General features: G+C 68.6%; 20 protein-coding genes and 5 pseudogenes. 13 read left to right on the top strand and 12 right to left on the bottom strand.

Annotated elements, in window-relative coordinates:
• Positions 1–228: 228 nt before the first annotated feature.
• Together ABZT93_RS07960 and ABZT93_RS07955 are read left to right on the top strand one after the other, a co-directional pair.
• Entirely contained in the window at positions 229–1527 is a 1299-nt protein-coding gene (locus tag ABZT93_RS07960) for an SNG1 family protein (protein ID WP_356100579.1), read from the top strand.
• A gap of 247 nt (positions 1528–1774) precedes the next feature.
• Entirely contained in the window at positions 1775–2332 is a 558-nt protein-coding gene (locus ABZT93_RS07955) for a TetR/AcrR family transcriptional regulator (protein ID WP_356100576.1), read from the top strand.
• A gap of 35 nt (positions 2333–2367) precedes the next feature.
• Here ABZT93_RS07955 and ABZT93_RS07950 read toward each other — a convergent pair whose 3' ends face one another.
• Both ABZT93_RS07950 and ABZT93_RS07945 read right to left on the bottom strand, forming a co-directional pair.
• On the bottom strand, positions 2368–3141 hold the full coding sequence (locus tag ABZT93_RS07950) for a maleylpyruvate isomerase family mycothiol-dependent enzyme (protein ID WP_356100573.1): 774 nt from the start codon (positions 3139–3141) through the stop codon (positions 2368–2370).
• Between the two features lie 547 nt (positions 3142–3688).
• Entirely contained in the window at positions 3689–4279 is a 591-nt protein-coding gene (locus tag ABZT93_RS07945; RefSeq protein WP_356100570.1) for a TetR family transcriptional regulator, read from the bottom strand.
• 129 nt (positions 4280–4408) lie between these two features.
• On the opposite strand from ABZT93_RS07945, the gene ABZT93_RS07940 reads away from it, so the two are divergent.
• The 4 genes and pseudogenes from ABZT93_RS07940 (at position 4409) to ABZT93_RS07925 (ending at position 9269) form a co-directional block, all read left to right on the top strand.
• Positions 4409–5836 carry a coniferyl aldehyde dehydrogenase gene (locus ABZT93_RS07940; protein ID WP_356100568.1) on the top strand — a complete coding sequence of 476 codons (1428 nt, stop codon included), beginning with the start codon at positions 4409–4411 and terminating at the stop codon, positions 5834–5836.
• 303 nt (positions 5837–6139) lie between these two features.
• Positions 6140–6964, top strand: coding sequence for an SDR family oxidoreductase (locus tag ABZT93_RS07935; protein WP_356100565.1), 825 nt, complete (start codon positions 6140–6142; stop codon positions 6962–6964).
• A gap of 265 nt (positions 6965–7229) precedes the next feature.
• The gene (locus tag ABZT93_RS07930; RefSeq protein ID WP_356100562.1) at positions 7230–8531 is read left to right on the top strand and encodes a DUF3533 domain-containing protein; all 1302 of its coding nucleotides are present in this window, start codon (positions 7230–7232) and stop codon (positions 8529–8531) included.
• A gap of 169 nt (positions 8532–8700) precedes the next feature.
• Positions 8701–9269: pseudogene (locus ABZT93_RS07925) on the top strand (TetR/AcrR family transcriptional regulator).
• Positions 9270–9469: 200 nt separating this feature from the next.
• On the opposite strand, the gene ABZT93_RS07920 reads toward ABZT93_RS07925, so the two are convergent.
• From ABZT93_RS07920 to ABZT93_RS07905, 4 genes are all read right to left on the bottom strand, one after another.
• The gene (locus ABZT93_RS07920) at positions 9470–11287 is read right to left on the bottom strand and encodes a GMC family oxidoreductase (RefSeq protein ID WP_356100559.1); all 1818 of its coding nucleotides are present in this window, start codon (positions 11285–11287) and stop codon (positions 9470–9472) included.
• 240 nt (positions 11288–11527) lie between these two features.
• Positions 11528–12244, bottom strand: a complete 717-nt coding sequence (locus ABZT93_RS07915; protein WP_356100556.1) for a flavin reductase family protein — start codon at positions 12242–12244, stop codon at positions 11528–11530.
• Between the two features lie 41 nt (positions 12245–12285).
• On the bottom strand, positions 12286–13074 hold the full coding sequence (locus ABZT93_RS07910; RefSeq protein WP_356100553.1) for an enoyl-CoA hydratase/isomerase family protein: 789 nt from the start codon (positions 13072–13074) through the stop codon (positions 12286–12288).
• 44 nt (positions 13075–13118) lie between these two features.
• The gene (locus ABZT93_RS07905; RefSeq protein WP_356100550.1) at positions 13119–13298 is read right to left on the bottom strand and encodes a hypothetical protein; all 180 of its coding nucleotides are present in this window, start codon (positions 13296–13298) and stop codon (positions 13119–13121) included.
• Positions 13299–13606: 308 nt separating this feature from the next.
• Between ABZT93_RS07905 and ABZT93_RS07900 the strand changes: the two genes are divergently transcribed.
• Both ABZT93_RS07900 and ABZT93_RS07895 read left to right on the top strand, forming a co-directional pair.
• Positions 13607–14260, top strand: a complete 654-nt coding sequence (locus ABZT93_RS07900) for a CGNR zinc finger domain-containing protein (protein WP_356100547.1) — start codon at positions 13607–13609, stop codon at positions 14258–14260.
• 260 nt (positions 14261–14520) lie between these two features.
• Positions 14521–15465, top strand: coding sequence for an alpha/beta hydrolase (locus ABZT93_RS07895; RefSeq protein WP_356100544.1), 945 nt, complete (start codon positions 14521–14523; stop codon positions 15463–15465).
• A gap of 387 nt (positions 15466–15852) precedes the next feature.
• Here the strand turns inward: ABZT93_RS07895 and ABZT93_RS07890 are convergent, their stop codons facing one another.
• On the bottom strand, positions 15853–16488 hold the full coding sequence (locus ABZT93_RS07890) for a TetR/AcrR family transcriptional regulator (protein WP_356100541.1): 636 nt from the start codon (positions 16486–16488) through the stop codon (positions 15853–15855).
• Positions 16489–16593: 105 nt separating this feature from the next.
• On the opposite strand from ABZT93_RS07890, the gene ABZT93_RS07885 reads away from it, so the two are divergent.
• Positions 16594–18015, top strand: coding sequence for an aldehyde dehydrogenase family protein (locus ABZT93_RS07885; protein WP_356100538.1), 1422 nt, complete (start codon positions 16594–16596; stop codon positions 18013–18015).
• A gap of 99 nt (positions 18016–18114) precedes the next feature.
• On the opposite strand, the gene ABZT93_RS07880 is transcribed toward ABZT93_RS07885, so the two are convergent.
• Entirely contained in the window at positions 18115–18336 is a 222-nt protein-coding gene (locus ABZT93_RS07880; protein WP_356100535.1) for a hypothetical protein, read from the bottom strand.
• A 164-nt stretch (positions 18337–18500) separates the two neighbouring features.
• Here ABZT93_RS07880 and ABZT93_RS07875 point away from each other — a divergent pair.
• Positions 18501–18608: pseudogene (locus ABZT93_RS07875) on the top strand (IS5/IS1182 family transposase); the annotation flags it as partial.
• A gap of 393 nt (positions 18609–19001) precedes the next feature.
• Here the strand turns inward: ABZT93_RS07875 and ABZT93_RS07870 are convergent.
• Positions 19002–19181: pseudogene (locus ABZT93_RS07870) on the bottom strand (YdeI/OmpD-associated family protein); the annotation flags it as partial.
• A gap of 20 nt (positions 19182–19201) precedes the next feature.
• On the opposite strand from ABZT93_RS07870, the gene ABZT93_RS07865 reads away from it, so the two are divergent.
• Entirely contained in the window at positions 19202–19420 is a 219-nt protein-coding gene (locus ABZT93_RS07865; protein WP_356100721.1) for a hypothetical protein, read from the top strand.
• A 186-nt stretch (positions 19421–19606) separates the two neighbouring features.
• Here ABZT93_RS07865 and ABZT93_RS07860 read toward each other — a convergent pair whose 3' ends face one another.
• Positions 19607–20527 (bottom strand): AraC family transcriptional regulator, encoded by a 921-nt coding sequence (locus ABZT93_RS07860; protein ID WP_356100708.1) that lies wholly within the window; start codon positions 20525–20527, stop codon positions 19607–19609.
• Positions 20528–20723: 196 nt separating this feature from the next.
• On the opposite strand from ABZT93_RS07860, the gene ABZT93_RS07855 reads away from it, so the two are divergent.
• Both ABZT93_RS07855 and ABZT93_RS07850 read left to right on the top strand, forming a co-directional pair.
• Positions 20724–21506: an MBL fold metallo-hydrolase gene (locus ABZT93_RS07855; RefSeq protein WP_356100532.1), complete on the top strand. Its 783-nt coding sequence runs from the start codon at positions 20724–20726 to the stop codon at positions 21504–21506.
• Between the two features lie 62 nt (positions 21507–21568).
• Positions 21569–22300: pseudogene (locus ABZT93_RS07850) on the top strand (nuclear transport factor 2 family protein); the annotation flags it as partial.
• A gap of 84 nt (positions 22301–22384) precedes the next feature.
• Here the strand turns inward: ABZT93_RS07850 and ABZT93_RS07845 are convergent.
• Together ABZT93_RS07845 and ABZT93_RS07840 are read right to left on the bottom strand one after the other, a co-directional pair.
• Positions 22385–22654 (bottom strand): annotated as a pseudogene (locus ABZT93_RS07845) (helix-turn-helix transcriptional regulator); the annotation flags it as partial.
• Positions 22655–22829: 175 nt separating this feature from the next.
• Complete coding sequence (locus ABZT93_RS07840) at positions 22830–23747, bottom strand: alpha/beta hydrolase (protein ID WP_356100529.1); 918 nt, start codon at positions 23745–23747, stop codon at positions 22830–22832.
• Between the last annotated feature and the right edge of the window lies 1 nt (position 23748).

Genomic DNA, 23748 nt, shown 5'->3' with positions numbered 1-23748 from the left:
CAAGACGGGGCCTTCCCGGGGACGGCGGTGGTCGATTTGAATAACGAAAATGATCGGTTTAGTATTAACGTGAAACCGGTCGGTTTCCTCATGGGGGGCGGCCGAGACCGTGATCCACGGTTGCCTTCGTGTGCTGAAGGGTTTTGAGGTTTGCAGGTCCCCCGGTCCGGCGATGGTGCCGTCCGGTCATCTCCCGATGTATCTGTGTTGTCCAGGCCGGAGTAAGTCATGAATGGAATGCACCCCTTCCGCGTGCTGCGCGCGAAACCCCTGTGGATCGCCAGCGGCGTGATCACGGGCGTTCTCGCGCTGCTGTTCGCCGTGCTGTACGTCGGCGCCAACATCGACCCGGCCGGCCACATGAAGGACCTTCCGGTCGGCCTGGTCAACGCCGACAAGGGAGCTGCCGTCGGCGGCAAGCAGGTCAACCTGGGCGCCCAGATCACCGACTCGATCAGCAAGTCCACAGCCGGAGGGGACAAGATCGACTGGAAGGTGATGGACGAGCGGGAGGTGAAGGAGGAACTCGGCAAGGGCAAGCTGTACGGCGCGCTCGTCGTGCCCGCCGACTTCACGTCCTCTGTCACCGCCCTGACCAGCACCACGACCGCCGAAACTCCGGCCCGCCCGGCGCTGACGGTGCTGACGAACCAGTCCGCCGGCAGCCTGGGCTCCAGTCTGGCGCGGGTCGCGACGACGCAGGCGGCCGAGAGCGCCTCGCTCCACATCGGCAAGGAACTGACCGCACAGATCGGCGCCCAGCAGGCGAAGCTGCCCGCGGCGGCACGCGTCCTGCTGGCGGATCCTGCCGCCGTCACGGTGAAGGACGGTCATCCGCTCGACTCGCACAGCGGCCTGGGCCTCACCGCTTTCTACTACGCGCTCGCTCTCGTGGTCGTCGGCATGCTCTCCGCCAACGTCATCAGCGGCCAGGTCGACCACACCCTCGGCTACACCCACAACGACCTGGGCCCGCTGCGCCTGCACCGCCCGCTGATCCGCGCGACCCGGGTGCAGACCCTCGCCATCAGCAGCACCCTCATGGCGGCCCTGTCCCTCCTGATGGGCACCCTGGTCATGGTCGGGGCGGTCGGCATCATGGGCATGGACGCCTCCCACCTGCCGCTGCTGTGGCTGTACTCGGTCTGCGCCGTCGCGGTCTCCGGGATCGGCGCGCTCACCCTCCTCGCGGTCTTCGGCACCCCTGGCATGCTGGTGGCCACACTGGTCTTCATCGGGATGGCGGTGCCGACTGCCAACGCCACCACGCCGATCCAGGCACTGCCCGGCTTCTACCGCTTCCTTGCGGAGTTCGAGCCGCTGCGACAGATCGCCGGCGGCATCCGCGCGATCCTCTACTACGGCGCGCAGGGCGACGCGGGTCTGACCCGGGGCTGGGTGATGATGGCCGTCGGTCTTGTGGCGGCCGCACTGTTCGGGTTCGGCGTGCTGGGGTGGTACGACCGCAAGGGGCTGCACCGCATCCCGGTCGAGACGGAGCCCGAGAAGAACGCCACCCCGGTGTAGCGGAACTCCTTTTGCATCTTCCAGGCCGGGGCCGTTGTGCGGAGTGGCCCCGTGTGTGCCGCCCCCGTGGGGACGGAGGGCGTGCACACCATCAGGGCTCGGCAACGGTCCTTCTCTCCCGCGACCGTCGCCGAGCCCTGAGCGGATTTCAGCGCCCCGGACGGCGCCGTCGGTTCCCGACACCCTGAAGACCGATCGGTTTCCCAATGCGTCCGATGCGAGTCAACCTCACGACAGGACCACCGAAGTGAAATCAACTTCCAGAGAGCGCCTGCTGGAGGCGGCGGCCACGCTCACCTACCAGGACGGCGTCAATATCGGCGTCGACGCGCTGTGCAAGGCGGCGGGCGTGTCGAAGCGCTCCATGTACCAGCTGTTCGAGAGCAAGGACGAACTGCTCGCGGCAAGCCTGAAGGTGAGCAGTGCCGAATTCGTGGCCGCTCTCCTGCCCCCGGCGGCCGACGGATGCTCCCCTCGTTCGCGCATTCTGCACGTCTTCGGGCAGCTGGAGTCACAGGCGGGCGCGTCCGCCTTCCGGGGCTGCCCGTACCTGGCCGTGCAGATCGAGCTGAAGGACCAGAGCCATCCCGCGAGCCAGGTGGCACACCGGATCAAGGCGAACCTGACGGCCTTCTTCCGTGCCGAGGCCGAACGTGGTGGCGCGAGCGACCCCGGCCTGCTGGCCCGGCAGCTGATCATGGTCTTCGACGGAGCCAGCGCCCGCGCGGGGATCGGTGCCGACGCGATGACGGGACTCGTCGCCCCCACGGTGGTCACCCTGCTGGACGCGTCAGGCGTGCGCTGACGCCTCATCCTCCCCACGGGCTTCCGGGTCCTCGTCTACGGCGCGGTGAAGAGCAGCGGGAAGCGCAGGCCCAGCCACGGTTTGCGGCCCCAGACAACGACCTTGGCACGGGCCATGACGGTGGGGGCGGTCCAGCGGCCCAGGGCGAGGAGGAGGAAGGCGACGGGGTCGATGGCTATCGTGCAATCGGGGCGCCTGGGCGGGGTGTCGGCGGCCGTGGGCACACCGTCCGCGAAGGTGACGGCGAAGCGGGCGCGGCCGATCCGCAGCAGATAGCACGCGTGGTGGCCGGCCGCGCCGGCGTTCACCGCGCGCGGCATGGCCTGTCGCATGAAGGGCAGCGTGAGCGCGACCATGTCCCGGTCGACCATGTGGGGCCCGCGCAGCGCGACCGCGATGTCGTATCCGTGCCCGAGCAGGTGCGTCAGCAGGTACGAGCCCAGGGTGGACAAGTCCATCGGCCCCATCGGCGTCAGCACCGCCTGCCGCGGGTCACGATCGGCCGCGGCCGCGACGAAGGCCCGGGCGGTAACGGAGATTTCCGCGCCGAGGACTGCCGGATCCCGCTGCGGGAAGAGGTCCAGAGCGGCACGGTTGGCCGCCGCGAGACCGCTCGGCGTCCCATCGCCGTACGGCCGGTCCTCGCCCGCGCCGATGTCCGCCATCAGCTTCCCCGCCAGCGCGAGGTGCGCAGCCGCTTCCCCCACCGTCCACTCCGCGCCCCGCAGCGGGGTGTGCGGGTCGGCCCCCGCCTCCAGCAGCTCGGCGATCCGGTCGGCAGTGGCGACAATGGCATCCTCGGGTGTCATGAACGCGATCGTGGCTGCGCCCGGACTTGCTGTCCAGTGCCCTGCCGGTCCTGCTCCCGCCTGTACCTGAAGGACTTATCGTGGGTACGGCGTTCATGATCGGGTCCGGCCAGCGAAGGGGCCGTCTCGGTCAGGAACGAACTCCACGGCTCCCTGGGCGAGAAGGGCGCCTTGGCCGATGCGATCGCGTGGGAGTCGGTCCCGGTGCACCGGCCCGGGGAATCGCCCGGGCCATTGGGCGAACCGCCGCACCCGCCCCTGCCGACCAGCAACAAGCGTTGCCCGGCAGGTGGCTGCGCGTCCCACCGGGGCGATGGCACCGAAGTCGATCCGGCCGCCCACATAGAGGTCGTCTCGGACTGGCGAACGGCTTCGGACGCCACCTTCTCCAGCCCGACCGCGTCGAATGGCCAGGTGGCTCACGGCGGCCGGATCGGGCGCCCTTGCCGGGTGCGTAAGGCGCTTCGGTCCGGTCCCTGTTTCCCGTCGGCCCGGCCTCTGTTTCCCACGCCGACGAGCGCGGTGGCGGAGCCGGCTGCGGTGGGTTTCAGGTGGGGCGGCGGATGGCCTGTACGGCGGCGTCGTAAAGGTCGAACATGTCGGCCTGTCCGCCCAGGCGTACCCATTCCTCGTTGGCCGCCTGCATGCAGACGATCGCCGCGGCCGCGATCGCGCGGGCCTGCAGGGTGCGGTGGCTGGAGTGGGGCAGTCGCGGCTCGATGTGCGGAGCGAACAGGTCCTGCCAGCGGGCCTGTTTCTCGGTGTGGCCGGCGCGCAGGGAGTCGTTGCCGAACAGCAGCGTGATGAACTCCAGGCGCCCCTCGGCTGTTATGTCGATCTCCTCGAGCACCTGGAACGCCGCGCGCAGCGCCGTCCAGGCGTCCTCGTCGACCGGTCGTTCGGCGAGGCGCGCGGCGATGAGTTCGCCTTGTTCGTCGAGGCCGCTGAGGGCGAGGTCCTCCTTGTTGCGGAAGTAGTTGAACAGGGTCCGCCGGGAGACACCTGCGGCGGCGGCGACCTCGTCGAGGGTCGTGGTGTCGAAGCCCTTGGTGGCGAACAGCTCGATGGCGGTCCTTGCCAGCAGTGATCGGACCACGGAGCGGGTCTGTTCCCGGATGGGGGCTGGTTTCTGCGTCATGCATCGATGGTACTTCGTTTCTCGTGATGCATCTACTTGCACTCAGTGCAAAGACGTGCGTAGAGTGAATGCCATGAGCGACGTCGACTCCGTCCCCGCCGCCCTCGTCAACAGTTAAGGAACACCGTCATGACCATCACCGACGTCACCACGCAGCCCACCGACGCGGAGCGCTTCCTTCACGTCCTGCAGACCCAGCGCGCCGCCTACCTCCGCGACGGGACGCCCTCCCTGGAGGCGCGGCGCAGCGATCTGAGCAGGTTCAAGAAGGCGCTGATCGCCCGGCGCGGCGAGATCGAGGAGGCGATCGACGCCGACTTCGGTCATCGCTCACGGCACGAGAGTGCGCTGATGGAAGTGGTGGGCGTCGTGCAGGGGATCGACTACCTGCATCGCAACCTTCGTCGGTTCATGCGCCCGACGCATCGCCACATCGAGCTGGTGCTGCGTTTCGGCGGCAACCGCATCGAATACCAGCCGCTGGGCGTGGTCGGCGTGATCTCGCCGTGGAACTATCCGGTCAACCTGTCGCTGATGCCCGTGGTCACCGCGATCGCGGCCGGCAACCGCGTCATGCTCAAGCCGTCGAAGCTGACCCCGGCGACGAACGCGGTGCTCGCGTCGCTGCTCAGCGAGCTCTTCCCGCCCGAGCAGGTCACGATGGTCAGCGGCGACGGCTCCGCGTTCTCCTCCCTGCCGTTCGACCATCTCGTCTTCACCGGCAGCACCGAGGTCGGGCGAGCCGTGATGAAGGCGGCCGGCGACCACCTCGTCCCCGTCACGCTGGAACTCGGCGGCAAGTCACCGACCATCGTGGCCAAGGGGCACGTCCGGGACCAGGTCGTGTCCGACATCGTCTTCGGCAAGCTCCTGAGCGGTGGCCAGACCTGCATCGCCCCCGACTACGCGCTGGTGCACGAATCCGAGATCGACGCCTTCGTCGCCGCCTACGACCGACTGGTGAAGACCGCCTACCCCGACGGCCCGACCAGCGACGACTACACCTCGATCATCGACGGCAAGCAGCACCGGATCCTCACCGACCTGCTCGACGACGCCCGCGCCCACGGGGCGCGGATCATCGAGGTCGGACACCGGCCCGGCGACGCGGCCCTCCGCCCCCACACCCTCGCGCCGACCGTCGTCCTCGGCGTCACGGACGACATGCGCATCGCCCACGAGGAGATATTCGGCCCCATCCTGCCGGTCTTCGGGTACCGCGACATCCACGACGCCATCGACTACGTCAACGCCAGGCCGCGGCCGCTCGCGCTCTACTACTTCGGCGACAACGGCCCCGAGCGGCGCAAGGTCCTCGACCGCACGACCTCCGGCAACGTCACCGTCAACGGCACCATCATGCACGTCGCCCAGGACGACCTCCCCTTCGGCGGCGTCGGCGCCAGCGGGATGGGCAAGTACCACGGCATCGAAGGCTTCCGCACGCTCAGCCACCCCAAGGGCATCCACGTACAGGGACGCTGGAACGCCACCCGCATGCTGCGCGCCCCCTTCAACAAGCGCACCGAGGCCCTCCTCAACTTTCTGCTCCGATAACGGAGCCGTCCGGCTGATCGCGACCTCGTTCTCGTCTCCGGCGCCGGCGGTACAGGCCGACTCGTCACCGAGCGGTTGCGCGCCCAGAACGTGCCGGTCCACGTACCTCCGCCGCGAGGACGACCGCGCGGCCGAGGTGCCGCCATAGGGCACCGAGGTCGGCACCGGGGACACCTCACACGTCACGACCATCGCCCAGGCGGGCTCCGAGCCCGCCTCGGCAACAGATGAAGCACTCGATGACGGTCACAGACCGTCGCAAGCATGGAAAGGAGGAGGGGAGGTGGTGCCCGCGAGGGTGCCGTGTCCCCGACTGCCATGAAGAAGATCGACTACCGCAGCCAGACCACATTGATCACGGGGGCGAGTGCCGGGCTCGGCGCGGAGTTCGCCCGCCAGTTCGCCGAGCGCGGCTCGAACCTCGTGCTGGTCGCCCGCCGCGCGGACCGGCTTGAGGCCCTGGCCGACGAACTGTCCGCGAAGCACCAGGTCACCGTCACGGTCGTGCCGTTCGACCTCACGGTGCCGGCCGCGGGCGAAGCGCTGGCCCAGGAGGTGGCGCGGCGTGGGATCACTGTCACCAGCCTCGTCAACAACGCCGGTTTCGGCACCCACAGCCCGTTCCGCCAGGAGGATGCGGCACGGATCCAGCAGGAGATCAACCTGAACGTGGCCAGCCTCGTCGACGTCACCAGGGCGTTCATCGGCCAGCTGACCGGTGTTCTGGTCAACACTGCCAGCTCACTGGGGTACCAGCCGTGGCCGAACGCCGCCGTCTACGGGGCGACCAAGGCCTTCGTGCTGAACTTCACCGAGGCGCTGTGGCAGGAATCGCGAGGGACCGGCCTGCGGGTGCTCGCCCTCTCCCCGGGTCCGACCCGCACCGAGTTCTTCGACACGGCCGGCTCCGACAACATGGCCCGCGGTGTCCGGTTGCAGACGCCGGCCCAGGTCGTCACCACCGCACTGCGCACGCTGGACCGGCGCAACCCGCCGCCCAGCGTCGTCTCCGGCACCTTCAACTGGGCGATGACCCTGACCTCCCGCTTCACCACCCGCCGAGCCAACGTCCTGGCCTTCGGCGCAATGACCCAGTGGCAGATGCGCTCAACCCAGCCCGGCCACTGACCTGCTCCAGACCCCCGTCAATCGGAGGTCCCCGACTTCTGCCGCGCCGGCGAGACCTCGACCATCCACAGGCGACGCCGACCAATCGCTCGCGGCGGTGAACTGCCCACCGCCGCCCCCTCGGGAGTGCGTGAGTTGCCGAGCGGTCACCGTGTTCCCCCGCGGTTGTGCAAGCCGAGGGTTGAACCCCCAGAGGCTCCCGGCCCGCAATGGCGCCGTCCGGTCTCCTCCCTGTGTATATGTGCTGTCCAGACCGGAGTAAGTCATGAACGGAATCCACCCCTTCCGCGTGCTGCGCGCCAGGCCCCTCTGGGTAGCAAGCGGCGTCATCACAGGCGTCCTCGCGATCCTGTTCGGCATCTTCTATGTCGGCCCCAACGTCGACCCGGCCGGCCATACCAAGAATCTGCCGGTCGGCCTGGTCAACTCCGACAAGGGGGCCACTGTCGGTGGCAAGCAGCTCAATCTCGGGGCGCAGATCACCGGGTCGATCAAGGCGTCCACTGCGGGCGGGGGCAAGATCGCCTGGAAGGTGATGGGCGAGAAGGAGGTGAAGGAGGAACTCGGCAAGGGCAAGCTGTACGGTGCGCTCGTCGTCCCCGCCGACTTCACCTCCTCCGTCACCGCGCTGACCGGACCCTCGGCAACCGGGAATCCAGCTCGCCCTCAGCTGTCGGTGCTGACCAACCAGTCCGCCAGCAGCGTGGGTTCGAGCATGGCCAGGCAGGCGACGACCACGGCGGCCGAGCGTGCCTCGCTCCAGGTGGGCAAGCAGTTGGCCGCGCAGGTCGGCGCCCAGCAGTCCGAGCTGCCGACCGCGGCACGCGTCCTGCTGGCCGATCCGGCGGCGGTGACTGTCAAGGACGGGCATCCGCTCGACTCGCACAGTGGCCTGGGCCTGTCGGCGTTCTACTACGCGCTCGTCCTGGTGGTCTGCGGCATGCTCGCCGCCAACGTGATCAGCGGCCAGGTCGACCACGCCCTCGGCTACACCCACAACGACATGGGCCCGCTGCGCATCCACCGTCCGTTGATCCGGGCCACCCGGGTGCAGAGTCTCGCCATGAGCAGCACCCTTATGGCCGCCCTGTCCCTGCTGATGGGCACCCTGGTCATGGTGGGAGCGATCGGCATCATGGGTATGGACGCCTCCCACCTGCCGCTGCTGTGGTTGTACTCGGTGGCCGCCATCGCCGTCACCGGGATCGGCGCCCTCACGCTCCTCGCCGTCTTCGGTACGCCCGGCATGCTGGTGGTCACGCTGGTCTTCATCGCGATGGCGGTGCCGACGGCCGGCGCCACCACCCCGATCGAGTCGCTGCCCGGCTTCTACCGTTTCCTCGCGGAGTTCGAGCCGCTGCGGCAGATCAGCGGTGGCGTCCGCTCGATCCTCTACTACGACGCCCAGGGCGACGCGGGCCTGACCCGGGGCTGGGTCATGATGGCCGTCGGCCTCGCGTCAGCCGCACTGTTCGGCTTCGGTACGACGAGCTGGTACGACCGCAAGGGGCTGCACCGGACCACCGCCGCGCAGGCGCAGCCCGAGGAGCCTGCCGTCAAGGCGTAGCGGACCGTACTCACGTACGCCAAAGACGGGGTCATTGTGCGGAGTGGCCCTCAGTGCGCGCCGCTTCGTGGGGACGGGGAGGCGTGCACACCCCAAGGGCTCGGATCCCCTACGGCCATGAAAAAACCGATTGGGTTTCCTTTCGTCGGACTGGAGTTGACCTCTAACTATGACAACCCAGGCCAAGGCGACTCCCCGCGAGCGCCTACTGGAGGCAGCCGCCACGCTCACCTACCAAGAAGGCGTCGGCGTCGGTGTCGACGCGCTGTGCAAGGCCGCAGGGTGTCGAAGCGTTCCTTGTACCAGCTCTTCGAGAGCAAGGACGAACTCCTGACGGCGAGCCTGGAGGAACGCATCACTGCCTTCGCGGCGCGACTCCTGCCCGCAGCGGACGATGGTCGCCCGCCGCGCGAACGGATCCTGCACGTGTTCGAGCAAGTGGAGTCTCGGGCGGGCGCGCCGGAATTCCGAGGCTGCCGCTACCTTGCCGTACAGATCGAGCTCGAGGATGAGGGCCACCCCGCAAGCCAGGTGGTCCGCCGGGTCAAGGGGAATCTGGCGGCCTTCTTCCGTACCGAGGCCGAACGGGGTGGGGCGAGCGATCCCGACCTGTTGGCCGAGCAGCTCAGCCTCACGTTCGACGGCGCCGTAGCCCGCGCCGGCATCAGGGCCGAGAATCTGGCTGGGCTCATCGGGCCCACCGTGGGAGTCCTGCTCGACAGTGCAGGCATGCGCTGACGCACCTCGCGACCGATCCGGTCCGCTCTTGGCGGCACTTCACGTGCCTGTAGCCGCCTGCAGACGTCGCGGTGGGCGCCCGCCGCGGTTGACCTATGCCGAGCTGGTGAATTCGGCGCCGGCCCGCTGTGGGCCTGATCAACGCCCAGGGCGTCTCGTGTCCGTCCGAGCCCCTGCTCAGGAGGCGCGGTGCGGTGTGGCTACCTCTTCGGCGGCACTGTCGGCATCCCCAGGAAGGGCAACTTCAGGGCGCCGAATGCATCGGACGGGACTGCCGGGCTGTGAGGCGGTACAGGGGTCAGGCGCTTGTAGGCCTCTCCCTGCGCTGGACGCGGATCTTCCTCGCCCTTGTTGGGCCAGGCCGACATCGCGCGCTCGGCCTGGGCCGTGATCGTGAGGGACGGGTTGACTCCGAGGTTGGCGGAGATCGCCGCTCCGTCGACGACGGAGATGCCAGGGTGTCCGTACAGCCGGTGGTACGGGTCGATCACGCCGGTCTCACGGGTGTCGCCGATGGGGCAGCCGCCCAGGAAGTGCGCGGTGAGTGGCATGCCCATCAGCTCGCCCACGTTACTGCCCGCGAAGCCGTCGACCTCGGCGGCCATGAGCGATGCGGCCTCCGAAGCCACCTTGATCTGCTTGGGGTTGGGCGACCCATGGCCCTGACGGGACATCAACAACCCCTTCCCCACGCCCTTCGGCTTCAGACAGGTCGTGAGGGAGTTGTCCAGCGATTGCATCACCAGACCGATGAGCGACCGCTCGGACCAACGGCGGTTGGAGAGCGAGCGGGCCATGAACACCGGGTGCTTCGCCACGTTGGCCAGCCAGCCCAGGAACCTCGATGCGCCCTCGGCGTGAGGGACTTGCAGGACGATCCCGGCACCCATCGCGTTCGATCCCTTGCCGTAACGGACCGGCTCGATGTGGGTGTTCTCGTCGGGGTGGATCGAGGAAGTGATGGCCACACCGCGCGTGAAGTCGACGCTCCGCCCTCCGGCGGCCTTGCGATACCGCCGGACGCGTGCGTGCACACTCACCAAGGCTTCGGAGTTGGTACGCGTCAGATCGCCCAGCCTGTCTGAGATGTGCGGGAGTTGGCCACCCGTTCTCATCCGGTGCAGCAGCGTCTGCGTACCGTACGTACCGGCCCCGATGACGACCTTCCGCGCCCTGAAGGTGCGGCCCTCGCCCTTGCGTTTCCGGTCCGTCGGCTGGGTCCTGACCGTGTACCCGCCCGGTGAGTCGTCCGTGATCGAGACGACGGTCGTCATGGGGTGGACGACGGCGCCCGCCTGCTCGGCGAGATAGAGGTAGTTCTCGTTGAGGGTGTTCTTCCCGCCGCGGCGACAGCCCGTCATGCACTCACCGCACTCGACACAGGCCTTGCGTGCCGGGCCGACGCCACCGAAGTACGGGTCGGCCACCACCTCTCCCGGCCTGGTCTTCGCCGTCCCGTCGGCGTCCTGGCCGTCGCCGAAGAAGACCCCCACGGGGGCCATGTGGAAGCTGTCGCCCACGCCCATCCGTTCGGCGACCGCCTGCAGCAGTACGTCGGCCTGGGTCATCGTCGGGTTGAGCCGCACCCCGAGCATGCGCCGGGCCTGGTCGTAGTACGGCTTCAGCTCGCCTTCCCAGTCGGTGATGTCCTTCCACTGCGGGTCGTCGAAGAACTGCTTCGGCGGTACGTACAGGGTGTTGGCGTAGTTGAGGGAGCCGCCCCCGACCCCGGCCCCCGCCAGCACCACCACGTTGCCCAGCGGGTGGATGCGCTGGATGCCGTAGAGGCCGAGCTTCGGTGCCCAGAGATAGTTCCGCACGTCCCAGGAGTTCTTGGGCAGCGAGTCGGGTGTGAACCTGCGGCCCGCTTCCAGCACGCCTACGCGGTAACCCTTTTCGGTGAGCCGAAGGGCGGTGACGGATCCGCCGAAACCGGAACCGACGACGATGACGTCGTAGTCGTACGCGGAGTCGTCTCCGGGTTCGTCTGGCTTCGTGGAAGAGTTCTTCCGTGACACGTGCTCTCCTCATTGAGAACGGGTGACTCGGAGCCGTTCTGGTGGGCGGCTGCGCGGTCGGGCGGGTGAAGCAGGCAGTGACAGGCTTGCTGAACCAGACGCTTATGACGTCTCAAGCAATTGAGCGGACGGGTGCGAGGTGACACACCGGCGGGTCGCGTGGTCCGCACCGGACTCGGGGTGCTGGAGAGGCGGTCTGCCGGACCCGTGAGGGGTGTCACCTCGTCACGTCCTGGCGGTCTAGTCGAGTGTCGTTGTGGAGCCGGACGGCGACCAGGCGTCCGTGTCGATCGGTGAGTAGTGCGTGTCCTTGCGGTCCAGACGCAGCATTCGGCGACTGGCGCGTTCCTGGATCACGTCGGCGTCGAGCGGTGTTTCGAACGTGTTGTCCACAACGGTGTATTCGGCGGCGAGGCGTCCCACCGGGGCGATGGCGCCGAAGTCGATCCGGCCGTCCACGTAGAGGTCGTCTCGGACGTAGAAGCGCACCACGTTGCCCCAGACGATGTTGTTGAGTCCGTCGGGCGCCGAGAAGATGTGCTCGACGGTGCACTCGAAGGCGATGGGCGCGCCCTTGATGCGCGGCGGGCGAACGGCTTCGGACGGTTCCTTCTCCAGCCCGACCGCGTCGAACTCGTCGACGTCGGGCTCGAACTCGAAGGCGCTGCGGTTCAGACCGTTGATCTGCGGCAGGGTGGCCATGTTGGTGACGAACTCGCCGGTGTCCCGGATGTTGACGAAGCTGTCCTTGAGCGTGGCCCCGTCCGAGCGCGGCTGGATCGACAGCGAGATCCGGGGCGGCTTGCGCCCGACGACCGTGAAGAAGGAGATGGGGGCCAGGTTGCCCACGCCTTCGGTGGACAGGGTGCTCACCCAGGCGATGGGGCGGGGAATGACACTGCCGATGAGCAGCTTGTAGGCGGACTTCTCGTCCAGGTCCGCGGAGTCGATGATCATGTGGTGTCCCTTGGTGGTGAGTGTGGGGGGAGGGTTGGGGGTCAGCGGCCCTTGAAGGGGAGGACGGGGCGGGGGCGGCCCTCCTTGAGGGCCTTGGCGGCGGAGGCAAGGCCGTCCTTGACGTCCTCGGTCTCGTAGAGGGGGACGGCGAGGTCGAAGAGCTGCTGGTCGGCGGACGCAATGCCGCCCGTGGCCCAGGCGCGCAGCAGCGCCTTGTGGACGACGTGGGCCCGGGTGGGGCCCTGGGCGATCTTCCGGGTGAAGGCCTCGGCTTCGGCGCGCAGTTCGTCGTCGGGGACGACGCGGTTGATGACACCGGCCTCGGCCATGACCGTGGCGGGTACCTGCTCGGAGGTCAGTGCCCATTCGTAGGCGCGGGCCCGGCCGGCCCGTTCGGCCACACGATGGATTCCGCCAAGGAGGGTGACGATGCCGAGCGACTGCTCGGGATGGCCGAAGCGGGAGCTCTCGCCGGCGAGGATGATGTCGGCGCGCAGGGCGAGTTCGAAGCCGCCGCCGAAGCACAGCCCCTGGACCGCGGCCACGACTGGGAGCCGGAGCTGTTCGAACCGGTTGATCACGGCCATGATCTCGTCGAAGTCCGCGCGCAGGCTGGTGCGGTCGGCGCCGAGCCAGGGCCGGAAGTCGCCGCCCCAGCTGAAGTCGGGTCCCTCGGCCCGCAGTAGGACGGCGCGGGCCGGGCTGCGGGTGATGGCGTCGACGGCTTCGCTGAGTTCCTGGGCGAACTCGGGTGCCAAGCGGTTCTGCGGGGGGTTGTCGAGGACGATCGTGGCGACGTCGCCGTCGAGGGAGTGGGTGAGAACGGACATGGGACTTCCTTGGCTCGGGACAGTGCGGACGGGGTCGCCGTCGGTCAGGTGAGGTGCTTGCCGGACCAGTCCAAGGTGGACTGCGCGGCTATGGGGGACTGCGTGCTGCATGGGGCGAAGTGGCCACCGCCGATGCACGTCAGCCGCTCGGGTTCCAGGGCTCGTTCGTGGGCCGTCAGCGCGAGGTCGGTGGGGATGAGGTGGTCGTCGAGGCCGACGATCATGAGGGCAGAAGTCGACCGCGGCCTGCGTGCGGGGTGGGTGCCTGGGACACGGCGCGTTGCGGCGATCGGCGTCGCCGACTCGGCGAACAGCAGACCCCGCTGGGGCAGACCTCGGCCTGTCCTGCCGCCCGGCCCCGCGGTGGCAGAGGGAGCCTCCTGAGTGCTCCGGGGGTCGGACGAGCTCATGAGCGACACCCTTCCTGTGGCCGCGTCACCAATCAAGATGAAAGGACCTTACGCCTTTAGCTCCTTTCACTTCAAGGGGAGGCGATGTCGTACCCTGAGCCAGTGGCCAAACGGTCACGGTCATGTCGGTAGAGCCGGACGGTCAGCGAGAGGGAGGCGTGGTCATGGTGTGGTCCGCGTCCACGCGGTACGAGGTCGAACCGGCGCCGGTCGGGCTGGCGCTCGTGCACGACCTGCTCAACACCATTTCTGCTGGCCGGCCCCGGGCGGCAGATCTCCTGGACGGCCTAACCGACGCACAGGCGTGGGTCGATCAGGCGCTGGACTGCTGGGCCCGCGAGAGGGGGCAGGTCGCCGCGCAGGTGTCTCTCACCGAAAGTGATCTCGAGGAGTTGCGCGGCCTGCGTGCAGAGTTGCGGCGGCTTCTCGCCTCACGAGACGAAGACGGCACGGACACCGACGAGCAGACCGTAGCGCCGGCCGTTCATGTCGCGGCCGCGGCGGTGCGGATGGACCGCACCGGCCGGGCCGTCCTGGAGCCTCGCGGTCAGGGCTGGCGGTATGTGGCCGGCCTGGTGCTCCTCGAGGTGTTCCAGGCTCAGCAGGCGGACGCCTGGCGCCGACTCAAGATCTGCCGTAATGCGCGCTGCACGACGGCGTTCTTCGACCGCTCCCGCAACAACAGCGGTGTATGGCACTCCACCAAGACCTGCGGGAACCCTGAGAACCTGCGTGCCCACCGGGCCCGTCAGCGTGTCCGTACCGGCGGGTTGTAGAAGTCGTCCGGGTCGGTCACCCGGCGGGGGTGTTCAGCGAAAATCGGCACGGTGGGTCTGCTCCTTGCGATGGCGAGCACGGCTTTCGCTTGCGCTGAAATAAGCGAAAGTCGTACGGTTGTTGCCTGCTGGCAGGTCTCCGGCGATAGGCCGACCCTCATGACGTCGTCGTGACCCTGCTCGATGACGTCAGGACTCACGACTCGGTCCGGGCCTGTCGGCCCGTGACGCCGCGACAGCGGCCGGGAGAGGTTGAACGCATGGCATCCCAGACACAGCGACCGCCGACGCCTTCTTCCGGCGAGGACTCGATGACAGGTGGGTCCTCCGCCGGTGACGGTGTCCGTCGCCGGACGATTCAGGCTGGCGCTCTGGAGGTTCCGATCCTGGAGGCCGGCAGCGGGCCGCTCGTCCTGTGCCTCCACGGTTTTCCTGACCATGCAGGCTCCTGGGCAGGGATGCTCGACCGCCTCGCACAGGACGGCTACTGGGCGGTCGCTCCCGCACAGCGCGGATACTGGCCGGACGGCGCGGCGCCCGACGGCTCCTATCGCGCGTCAGCGACCGGGCAGGATGTCCTGGACCTGATCGAAGCGCTCGGGCGCGACCGTGCGGATCTCATCGGTCACGATCTCGGCGCCCGGGCGGCGTACGCGGCGGCGAGCCTTGACGCGACACGCGTCCGCAAGCTTGTCGGGATGGCGGTTCCGTACGGGCCGCAGCTGCGAACCGCCTGGCTCACCGACGGCGACCAGCAGCGACGCAGCTGGTACATGTTCTTCTTCCAGACGGCCCTGGCGGAGTCGGCCGTCGAGTTCGACGACTTCGCCTTCATCGACCGGCTCTGGCGGGAGTGGTCGCCCGGCTACGAGCTGCCGGATGCGGAACGTGCCGCGCTCAAGGAAACCCTCCGTGCTCCAGGAGTGCTGACCGAGATCCTGGGCTACTACCGTCAGCTGTTCTCACCTCCCGCCGACGAGGCGGCGCGAGCGCTGGAGGCCCGGGCGAGCGGCGCCGTCACCGTCCCGTCGCTGTACCTCCACGGTGCCGACGACAACTGCTTTTCCGTGGAGGTGAGCGACGGCATGGACGCCGTGTTCAAGAACGGCTTCGACCGCATCGTCGTACCCGGGGCCGGACACTTCCTGCACCTCGAACAGCCCAAGCAGGTTGCCGATCACATTCTGAGCTTTCTGGACAACTGACTCATCACTCTGCCCCCGAAGCCGCCGTGAGCCGGATGGCCGGGGCGGCGGGTCCAGGGCAGTCGGCCGCGACGTGGCGGAGGTGTGCGTGAAGTACCTGGTGGACCGGCGCCGCACAACCCGAAGGGCACGGACCTGGCCGGGCATCCGCATGCGGCAGCGCACCTGAAGACTCTGGCGCGGACGGTCGCCGACGGACGTTACGGCGTTGTCAATGACGAGCTGGAACGCTTCCCGTGGGTGATGAAGGCCGCTGCCTCACGGACGTCCGCGCCCAGTCGGCACGCGCCGCCACGGGGTCTAGGCGAGCGTCGCGTACGCCGCCGTCCCATGCGTCTGCCTGTCGGCCCGGTCGTGGTCCTCCTCGAAGAGCTGCCAGCCGGTCAGCTACTCATCGCTCGCCACCGTGCCTTGCCTCTGGTGTCCGAAGGCGCGCAAAAGAAAGAACACCATGGATTCGGCGGTCTCCGCGGCAATGGCGGGGTCGACCTGGTTCGGCGGCAGGGGAGTGAGGAAGAACCTGCTCATCATGGGACCGATCACCAGGTCGCCGAGCAGGTCGGCGTGCTCCACCGGTGGGATCTCACCCCGGTCCACCGCACGTTGCGTTATCTCCTGCATGCGTTGGCGCACGGGCAGCATGAAGGCGTTGGTGAGGGCCTCGGCCAGGGAGGGGCTGTATGCGGCCTCGCCGATCAGGGTGCGCAGCACCCCTCCCTCGTTGCCGGTCAGAGAAGTTGCCTTGTCCCGGAGCAGGGCGCGCAGGTCGCCTTCGAGTGTGCCGGTGTCCGGCTGCGCCGTCAGCTCCTTGGCGTACGCGGCGGCGGCGTCGACGACCATGACCTCCTTGGACGGCCAGCGACGGTAGAGGGTGGCAGTGGACACTCCGGCGCGGGCCGCGACGGCGGCCGTGGTCAGTCCGCTGTAGCCGCTCTCGGTCAGGACGGCCATGGTCGCGTCCAGCAGTGCACGGTCGCGAGAGGCATCGCGGGGGCGCCCCCGACGTGCCTGCGTCCCGGTCATCGGACGGCTCCCGAAGCGGAACGTTGAGTAAGGGTGGGGTAGGTCACACAACAAGCATACAGGCATACGAAACGAAAGGCTTTCGTTTCGTATATGCTTCTGGACATGAACACCCACGTACCCACCGGCGGTCAGCCGGACATTGCCGTTACGGCGGCCCCTGCCGCGGAGACCGTGGCGCGACTGCGGGCCACCTTCAACACCGGCCGCACCAAGCCCGTCGCCTGGCGCAAGCAGCAACTGCAGGCGCTGAGGCGTCTGCTGACGGAGCATGAGGACGTGTTCGCGCAGGCGCTGCACACCGACCTCGGCAAGAGCGCGACCGAGTCCCACATGGCGGAGATCGGCTTCCTGGTCAGGGAGATCGACCACACCCTGAGTCATCTCGACCGGTGGCTGCGTCCGAAGAGGGTCTCCGTGCCCCTGTCGCTGATGCCGTCCCGGGCGTGGACCGTGCGTGAGCCGCTGGGTGTCGTGCTGGTCATCGCCCCCTGGAACTACCCGGTCAATCTGGCGCTCGCGCCGGTCATCGGTGCCCTGGCCGCCGGCAACGCCGTCGTCCTCAAGCCCAGCGAGGTCGCCCCCGCGACCTCGGCCGTGCTCGCCCACTGGCTGCCCAAGGTCCTGGACCCGCAGGCCGTGGCCGTCGTCGAGGGCGGGGTGCCGGAGACGACCGCCCTGCTGGAGGCGCGCTTCGACCACATCTTCTACACCGGCAACGGCGCGGTCGGGCGCATCGTCATGACCGCCGCGGCCCGTCATCTCACCCCGGTCACCCTGGAGCTGGGCGGCAAGAGCCCCGCCGTCGTCGAACCCGGCACCGACCTCGCGACGGCCGCCCGCCGCATCGCCCTGGGCAAATTCATGAACGCGGGCCAGACCTGCGTCGCACCCGACTACGTGCTGGCGATAGGTGAGGCGGGAGCCGAGATAGAGGCCCACCTGACGCAGGCGGTCCGCGAGATGTACGGCACCGATCCGGCTCGCAGCAACGACTACGGCCGCATCGTCAACGAGCGCCACTTCGACCGGCTGGCCGACCTGCTGAAGGACGGCCGGACTGTCGTGGGCGGCGACCACGACCGCGACGACCGCTACATCGCCCCGACCGTGCTGGCCGACGTCGACCCCGACTCCCCGGTGATGCGCGACGAGATCTTCGGCCCCATCCTGCCCATCGTCCGGGTCCCCGACCTGGACGCGGCGATCGCCTTCATCACCGGACGGGACAAGCCGCTGGCCCTGTACGCCTTCACCGCCTCCAAGCGTTCCAAGCGGCGCCTGACCGCGGAGACGTCCTCCGGGGGCCTGGTCTTCGGCCTCTCGCTCCTCCAGCTCAGCGTGCCCGACCTGCCTTTCGGTGGCGTCGGTGAGAGCGGTATGGGCCGCTACCACGGCTCGTACTCCCTGGACACCTTCAGTCACCTCAAGTCCGTCCTCGACAAGCCACTCAAGCCGGACACGCTGGGCGTGGCCACCCCGCCCTACACCCGCGGCAAGGACCGCATCCTGCGACGCATCACGTGAGCCGGATCAGCGACGAGCCCGCGAGGGCGCCGTGTCCCCGACTGCCATGAACAAGATCGACTACCGCAGCCAGACCCCTCCGGTCCTCGCCCGACAAGGTCAGCACGCTGCCGGTACAGGCCACGTTGACCTGGTGGGCGGACTCGGCGCGGCCGTCTCGACCCGGACCTCGGTGTCGTACGACAGCCACTTCACGGTGAGCGCCCCGACACGGACCGCCGCGAGTCGCAGAGCGAAGCGGGTCCGGTCGCCGAGGACATCGAGATCATGGGCGTGATACAGATCCGTGCCCAGGGGCCGCGCCTCATCGATGTCGGTCACACACTTCCCGACCGCCGCCGTGGCGCACGACTCCTGATCACGAAGAGCATCCCGTACGCGCCGACAAGGCGTACACCTCCCGCGAAGAACCGCGCCTACCTGCGGCGGCGGGGGATCCACTGCACCATCCCGGATGAAGCTGACCGGGCCGGCAACCGTAGGAGCGCGGCGCACGCGGCGGTCGGCCGCCGAGGTTCGACCCACAGGACTACAAGGCTTGGCACGATGTCGCGTACGGCATCAACCGCCTCAAGAGGCATCGGGCCGTGGCGGTCCACGATCCGGCTGGGTGTCCTCGCCACGCGCCGTCGTTGACCGGATGACGCCACACCGGTGCACGTGTTGCGTCGGCAGCCCCGCAAGGGCTGCGCCCTCTCCGGTTGAACCGGCCGGTGATGGGCGGCTCCGGACGTCATGGCACCGACACCTCCGGAGCGGCCGCTCCTCAACCCGACGGGGACAGTCCACTGCGATGTCGCCGGCGGAGACTTCCCCAACCGGCCCCTGCGGCAGAAACACGCCCCGCCATCCCAGCGCAAGCCCCTGGGTGGCATCGGAAGAACCGACATCGCAGGCTCGGATAGAAGGTGTTCCCCGTCAAGTACAGCGCGTTGAACCCCTGACGGAGTAACCGCCCGCACAAGGTCGGCGACCGGCGCTCGCCCGATCCGGCGCGCCTGGGTCTCGGCCTTCGTGGAGTCCTGGATCCGGTACCGGATCGCGTAGCGGTTCTGCCGGTCCAGTGTCTCGAAGAACTCCGCCGCGGCCGGGTCGGCGGTCAGGGCCGCCGTGAGGTCGTCCGGCAACGTGGCGGCCTTCGCGTCGTCGTAGGCCGCTTCCCATCGTGGTCCCGGGCCATGGCCCGGTGGGCGGGCAAGAGGTGTTCGACGACACCCGTGCCTGGCTGGAGGACTACCAGGAGGTGGCCAAGCCACGGGTACCCGTCGCCGACATCGCCCGCGAAATGAGCCGCCGACACCCCGACCGTGCCCTGCCCATGCTGCTCTGGCTCACCCGAGGCCCCTCGTTCGGGCTCGTCGGAGCCAAGGAACTCGGAGTGCCGCCCGAGGTGTTGGGAGGCTGAGCCGGAAGCGCCCGCCTTGGAAGGGCGAACTGCTGCGACCGGGTTCGGCGCCCCCTTCGGGCCGGTCCGATCGGCCCAGTCAGGCTTTCGGCCCACGGGATGGAATCCGTTGCTCGTGACTCCAACGGGCCAGCGCCCAAAGCAGCCCTCGCCGAACTTGTTCACGCAGTCAGGTGGCGTGGGCGGCTACGCAGGCGGCGACGGACTCTGGGAGGCGCGGAAGGCCAGGGGGGTGCGGCCGGTATGGCGTTGGAAGAACTTGCCGAAGTGGGTGGCGCTGGTGAAGCCGAGGTGGGTTGCGATGGTGGAGGCGGGTTCGGTGCCGTGGGCTAGGAGCCGCTTGGCCTCCAGGACGAGGCGCTGGTCGAGGTAGTCCTTGGCGCTGAGGCCCGCCGCGGCCTGGGTGGCGCGGGTGAGGGTGCGGGTGGAGTAACCGAGCTCGCGGGCGTAGTCGTCGATGCGATGAGTGCGGGTGAAGCCTCGTTCGACCGCGTCGCGGAAGCGCAGAAAGGGCTCGGGGGCCGATTCAGCGGCCTGGCCGTGCTGCCGCAGGTGGGCCAGGCGCAGGAGGACGACGTCGAGCAGGCGGTGCAGCAGGGCGGTGTGGACCGGCAGCGGCTGGCGGTCGGACTGGGAGAACTCCGCGGCCAGTTGCTCGGCCGCAGCTGCCAGCGCGGGAGCCTCCGAGGGATCGGGGCTGTACAGGGGCATCGGGGCAGTGCCGGTGCCCAGTCCGGCCAATTCCGCGGTCTCGGGGGCGACGAAGTCCTCCTGGAAGAAGATCAGGACGGCCTCGACCTGGTCAAGGTTCTGCCATTGGTGCACCTGGCCAGGCCGGATCCACAGCCAGGAACCGGGCGGCAGTACGTACCCGGTGAAGTCGACGCGGTGGCGCAGGGTGCCGGCGGTGACCAGCATCAGGGCGTGGAAGCCCGCCCGGTGCGGAGTGGCGATGTGCCAGGGCCAGTCACGGATGCGGTCGCGGAAGTCGGCCAGGGTCATGACCTCCACGCCCGCCGGGGTTCCGGCCGGAGGCTGGAAAGCCACCTTCGGCAGGCCCGTCTCCCGCTGACCGGGCTTCTGCCGTGCTTGTCGCCTGTGGACCATCACGAGACCGCAGCGTACCTCGCGGGGCATCCGGTTCCGTCCCAGTATGGAGTTGTTCCAGGGGCTCGGGCCCGCGGGATGGAAAACCGGCCGTGTCCGCTGCGGCCGATGACCGGTCGTGAGCCGGCCATCAACGATCCGCCCCTCACCTCGTCCCCTCATCACCGCTCATCCGCACTTCGACAGGAGCACAGTCATGCACGGCACCCTCACGGTCATCGACAAGGGCCAGGTCCGCATCCACAGCTACGTCTCGCCCGAGGACGGCCTGGGCGTCACCACTCAGCTGATCGAGACGCCGTCGCGGATCATCGCCGTAGACGCGCAGTTCGTCCTGGCCTACGCCGACGAGGTCGTCGCCTACGCCAAGAGCTTGGGCAAGCCGCTCGACCGCCTCGTCATCAGCCACGCGCATCCGGACCACTACCAGGGCGCGGCCCGCTTCGGCGTCCCCGTGCACGCGCTGCCCGAGACCACCGCGGAGATCGTCGCCATGGGTGCCAAGACGGACCTGCCCACCGGCGCCGAGATCCCGCTCGCCGATATGACTCCGACCGTGGAGATCACCCCGGGCACCGAGGTCATCGACGGCATCCCGTTCGTGTTCGAGAAGGTCACCGGCGGCGAGATCCACACCACCCTCGTGATCAAGCTGCCCGAGCAGGGTGTCCTGGTCGCTCAGGACGTCGTCTACAACCACACCCACCTGTGGTTCCTGGACAAGGACTTCGACGGCTGGCAGGCCAACATCGACCGCTTCGCAGCCGAGACCGAGTACGACACCATCCTGCCCGGTCACGGCGAGCCGACCACCCCGGCCGTCTGGGCCGAGCTCACCGACTACGTCAACGCCGGCCGGGAGCTGCTCGGGGACGACGGCGACGCCTACAAGAAGGCCATCACCGAGCGCTACCCCGCCTACCAGGGCGCTGCCCTCATCGACGTCGCCAACGCCTACATGTTCGGCCCCAAGAACTGAGTCAGTCCGACCTTCCAGGAAAGCGCCCGAGTCCCAAGAGAGAGAACACCGGGACTTCCCACATGCCCAACCGGCGCATGGCTACCCGTCGCATCCTCCTCGCCACGGTCGCCACGTCCGCCCTGGCGGGCGCCGCGACCGTACCCGCCTTCGCCTCGCCGCCTGTCAGCGCGGGTCACGCCGTCGGGCACGTCGACGGCGGCGCCCGGCTCGACTACCAGAAGACCGTTGCCGTACGTGTCCTCAAGGGGGCGTTCGAGCGGGGTGACACCGCGGTCGTGGACAGGTTCGTGCGGGCCGACTACATCCAGCACAATCCCCTCGCGTCCGATGGCCCCGAGGCGTTGAAGAACTTCGCTGCCGGGTTGCATCAGCAGTTCCCCGACACCAAGTACGACGTCAAGCGGGTCATTTCCGAGAACGACCTCGTCGTGGTGCACTCCAACCTCGTGCTGACGCCGGGAAGTCGAGGCTCGGCCGTATTCGACATTTTCCGGTTCCAGGACGGCAAGATCGCCGAGCATTGGGATGTGCTTCAGGATGTCCCCGGCAGCAGTGTCAACGGCAACGACATGTTTTCCACCGTCAGTCGGCCGCAGACCGGGCGACCTGGTCCGCGCGGGCTCACCGCCTCCAACAAGGACCTCGTCACCAAGGCATTCGACCGGCTCATCGTCGACAAGGATCTGTCCGCGCTCGACACGTACTGGAGCGCCGGGTACCACCAGCACAATCCCGGTATCGCGGATGGTGTGGCCGGTGCGCGGGACGGCCTTGGTGCGTACTTCCGGGCGTTCCCGGAGCTGACCGTCTCCCGCAAACGCGTCGTTGCCGAGGGGGATCTGGTCGCGTGCCTGCTGCTCCTTATCCTCCGCGCGTGCTGCCGCTTCCTCGTCCGCAGCCTTCCACCGCAGCTCCCACTCGGCCGGGTCCGCCCCGCACGCCTGCGCGTACGCCAGCACCACCGCCAGCGACGGCAGCCGCTCACCCGACGCCGCCTGCGCCAGCACGCTCACCGAAAAACCCGCCCGCCCAGCCATCACCCGGTACGTCGGTTTCACGGCCGCCTCGCGCAGCACCCGCAACTCATTGGCGAAACGCTGCACAGCACCGGCCCGAGGATCCACCGGCCGCTCAGGACGTCCCACAACCGCTCCGTTCACTTGCTTTCACAAGACAGAGGGGAAGTTAACCTTTGGCCGTTACGGGGCAATGACGCTCTTCGGCTCCAAAACGCTCATGGCGGTGGTGTAACCGACTGTGACAGGGCGCGGTCACCTGCCTGTGAAGGCGGTTCCAGCAGCAGCCGGAACCGCCTCCGTCTCACGAGCCGATCGAGGCCGCGTCCGGGTCGAGGTGGGTGCGGAACCACGACAGCGCGGCGCCGCTGGATTCTTCGAAGTGCACCTTGTAGGCGTCGAAGTGGCCGCCGGGCAGCAGTACCAGTTCCTTCGGGGCCAGTGCTCGCTCGTAGGCGGCCAGTTGGAGGTCGGTCGGGATCACCGTCTCGCCGGTCTCCACGATCATCATGAGCGGCTTGGGCGAGATGCGGGAGATCCAGACGCCCGGCTCGTACAGGCGCGCGGCCCGGCTGGAGCGCGTCGTCACCGTGTTGTGCTCGCGGCCCGGCGGAACCAGGTCACGGTAGAAGCGCACGGCGTCCGGGCTGTTGTACAGGGCCGGGTCGGCCGGATCGTCGCCGATGGAGGTCTGGTACGGCAGTTCCCCGCCGGCGGCCAGGGCGCGTTCGGCGTCGGCCTGGGCGAGTTCGAAGGCGGCGATGCGCTCCGGCGGGACCTTGCGCTGCCACTGCTCGAATCCGCTGATGGTGGGCACCTGCGAGACCACGGTCTTGATCCGCACGTCGGTCGCCCCGAGCACGATCGCATGGCCGCCCGCGAAGCTCGAACCCCATACCCCGATGCGGTCCGCGTCGACCTCCGACCGGGCCTCCAGGAAGCTGATCGCGCGGCGCCAGTCCGCGATCTGACGCCACGGGTCGACGTCGTTGCGGGGCTCGCCGTCGCTGGCGCCGAACGTGCGGTGATCGTGGATGAGCACCACGAACCCGGCGTCGGCGAACTTGCGCGCGTACGGGTCGAGGCCCATCTCCCGGTTGGCGCCGAATCCGTGCGCCATGGTGATCGCGGGGCGCGGGCCCTCGGCGTCCGGCAGGTAGAGCCAGCCGCGCAGGGTCACGCCCCCGTCCGCCGTGAATTCCACGTCGATGCGTTCCGTCATG

This window comes from Streptomyces sp. NPDC005303, assembly GCF_040607335.1.
In the GTDB taxonomy this organism is placed as follows: Bacteria; Actinomycetota; Actinomycetes; order Streptomycetales; family Streptomycetaceae; genus Streptomyces.
Note: the sequence above shows the minus strand (reverse complement) of the source record. Positions and strands in the feature narration are given on the sequence as shown.

Bases quoted from the DNA above. Each gene is read 5' to 3' on its own strand.
- ABZT93_RS07960 (WP_356100579.1), top strand. From the start codon at position 229: ATGAATGGAATGCACCCCTTCCGCGTGCTGCGCGCGAAACCCCTGTGG.
- ABZT93_RS07950 (WP_356100573.1), bottom strand. From the start codon at position 3,141: ATGACACCCGAGGATGCCATTGTCGCCACTGCCGACCGGATCGCCGAG.
- ABZT93_RS07945 (WP_356100570.1), bottom strand. From the start codon at position 4,279: ATGACGCAGAAACCAGCCCCCATCCGGGAACAGACCCGCTCCGTGGTC.
- ABZT93_RS07940 (WP_356100568.1), top strand. From the start codon at position 4,409: ATGACCATCACCGACGTCACCACGCAGCCCACCGACGCGGAGCGCTTC.
- ABZT93_RS07930 (WP_356100562.1), top strand. From the start codon at position 7,230: ATGAACGGAATCCACCCCTTCCGCGTGCTGCGCGCCAGGCCCCTCTGG.
- ABZT93_RS07915 (WP_356100556.1), bottom strand. From the start codon at position 12,244: ATGATCATCGACTCCGCGGACCTGGACGAGAAGTCCGCCTACAAGCTG.
- ABZT93_RS07910 (WP_356100553.1), bottom strand. From the start codon at position 13,074: ATGTCCGTTCTCACCCACTCCCTCGACGGCGACGTCGCCACGATCGTC.
- ABZT93_RS07905 (WP_356100550.1), bottom strand. From the start codon at position 13,298: ATGATCGTCGGCCTCGACGACCACCTCATCCCCACCGACCTCGCGCTG.
- ABZT93_RS07900 (WP_356100547.1), top strand. From the start codon at position 13,607: ATGTCGGTAGAGCCGGACGGTCAGCGAGAGGGAGGCGTGGTCATGGTG.
- ABZT93_RS07895 (WP_356100544.1), top strand. From the start codon at position 14,521: ATGGCATCCCAGACACAGCGACCGCCGACGCCTTCTTCCGGCGAGGAC.
- ABZT93_RS07890 (WP_356100541.1), bottom strand. From the start codon at position 16,488: ATGACCGGGACGCAGGCACGTCGGGGGCGCCCCCGCGATGCCTCTCGC.
- ABZT93_RS07885 (WP_356100538.1), top strand. From the start codon at position 16,594: ATGAACACCCACGTACCCACCGGCGGTCAGCCGGACATTGCCGTTACG.
- ABZT93_RS07860 (WP_356100708.1), bottom strand. From the start codon at position 20,527: ATGGTCCACAGGCGACAAGCACGGCAGAAGCCCGGTCAGCGGGAGACG.
- ABZT93_RS07855 (WP_356100532.1), top strand. From the start codon at position 20,724: ATGCACGGCACCCTCACGGTCATCGACAAGGGCCAGGTCCGCATCCAC.
- ABZT93_RS07840 (WP_356100529.1), bottom strand. From the start codon at position 23,747: ATGACGGAACGCATCGACGTGGAATTCACGGCGGACGGGGGCGTGACC.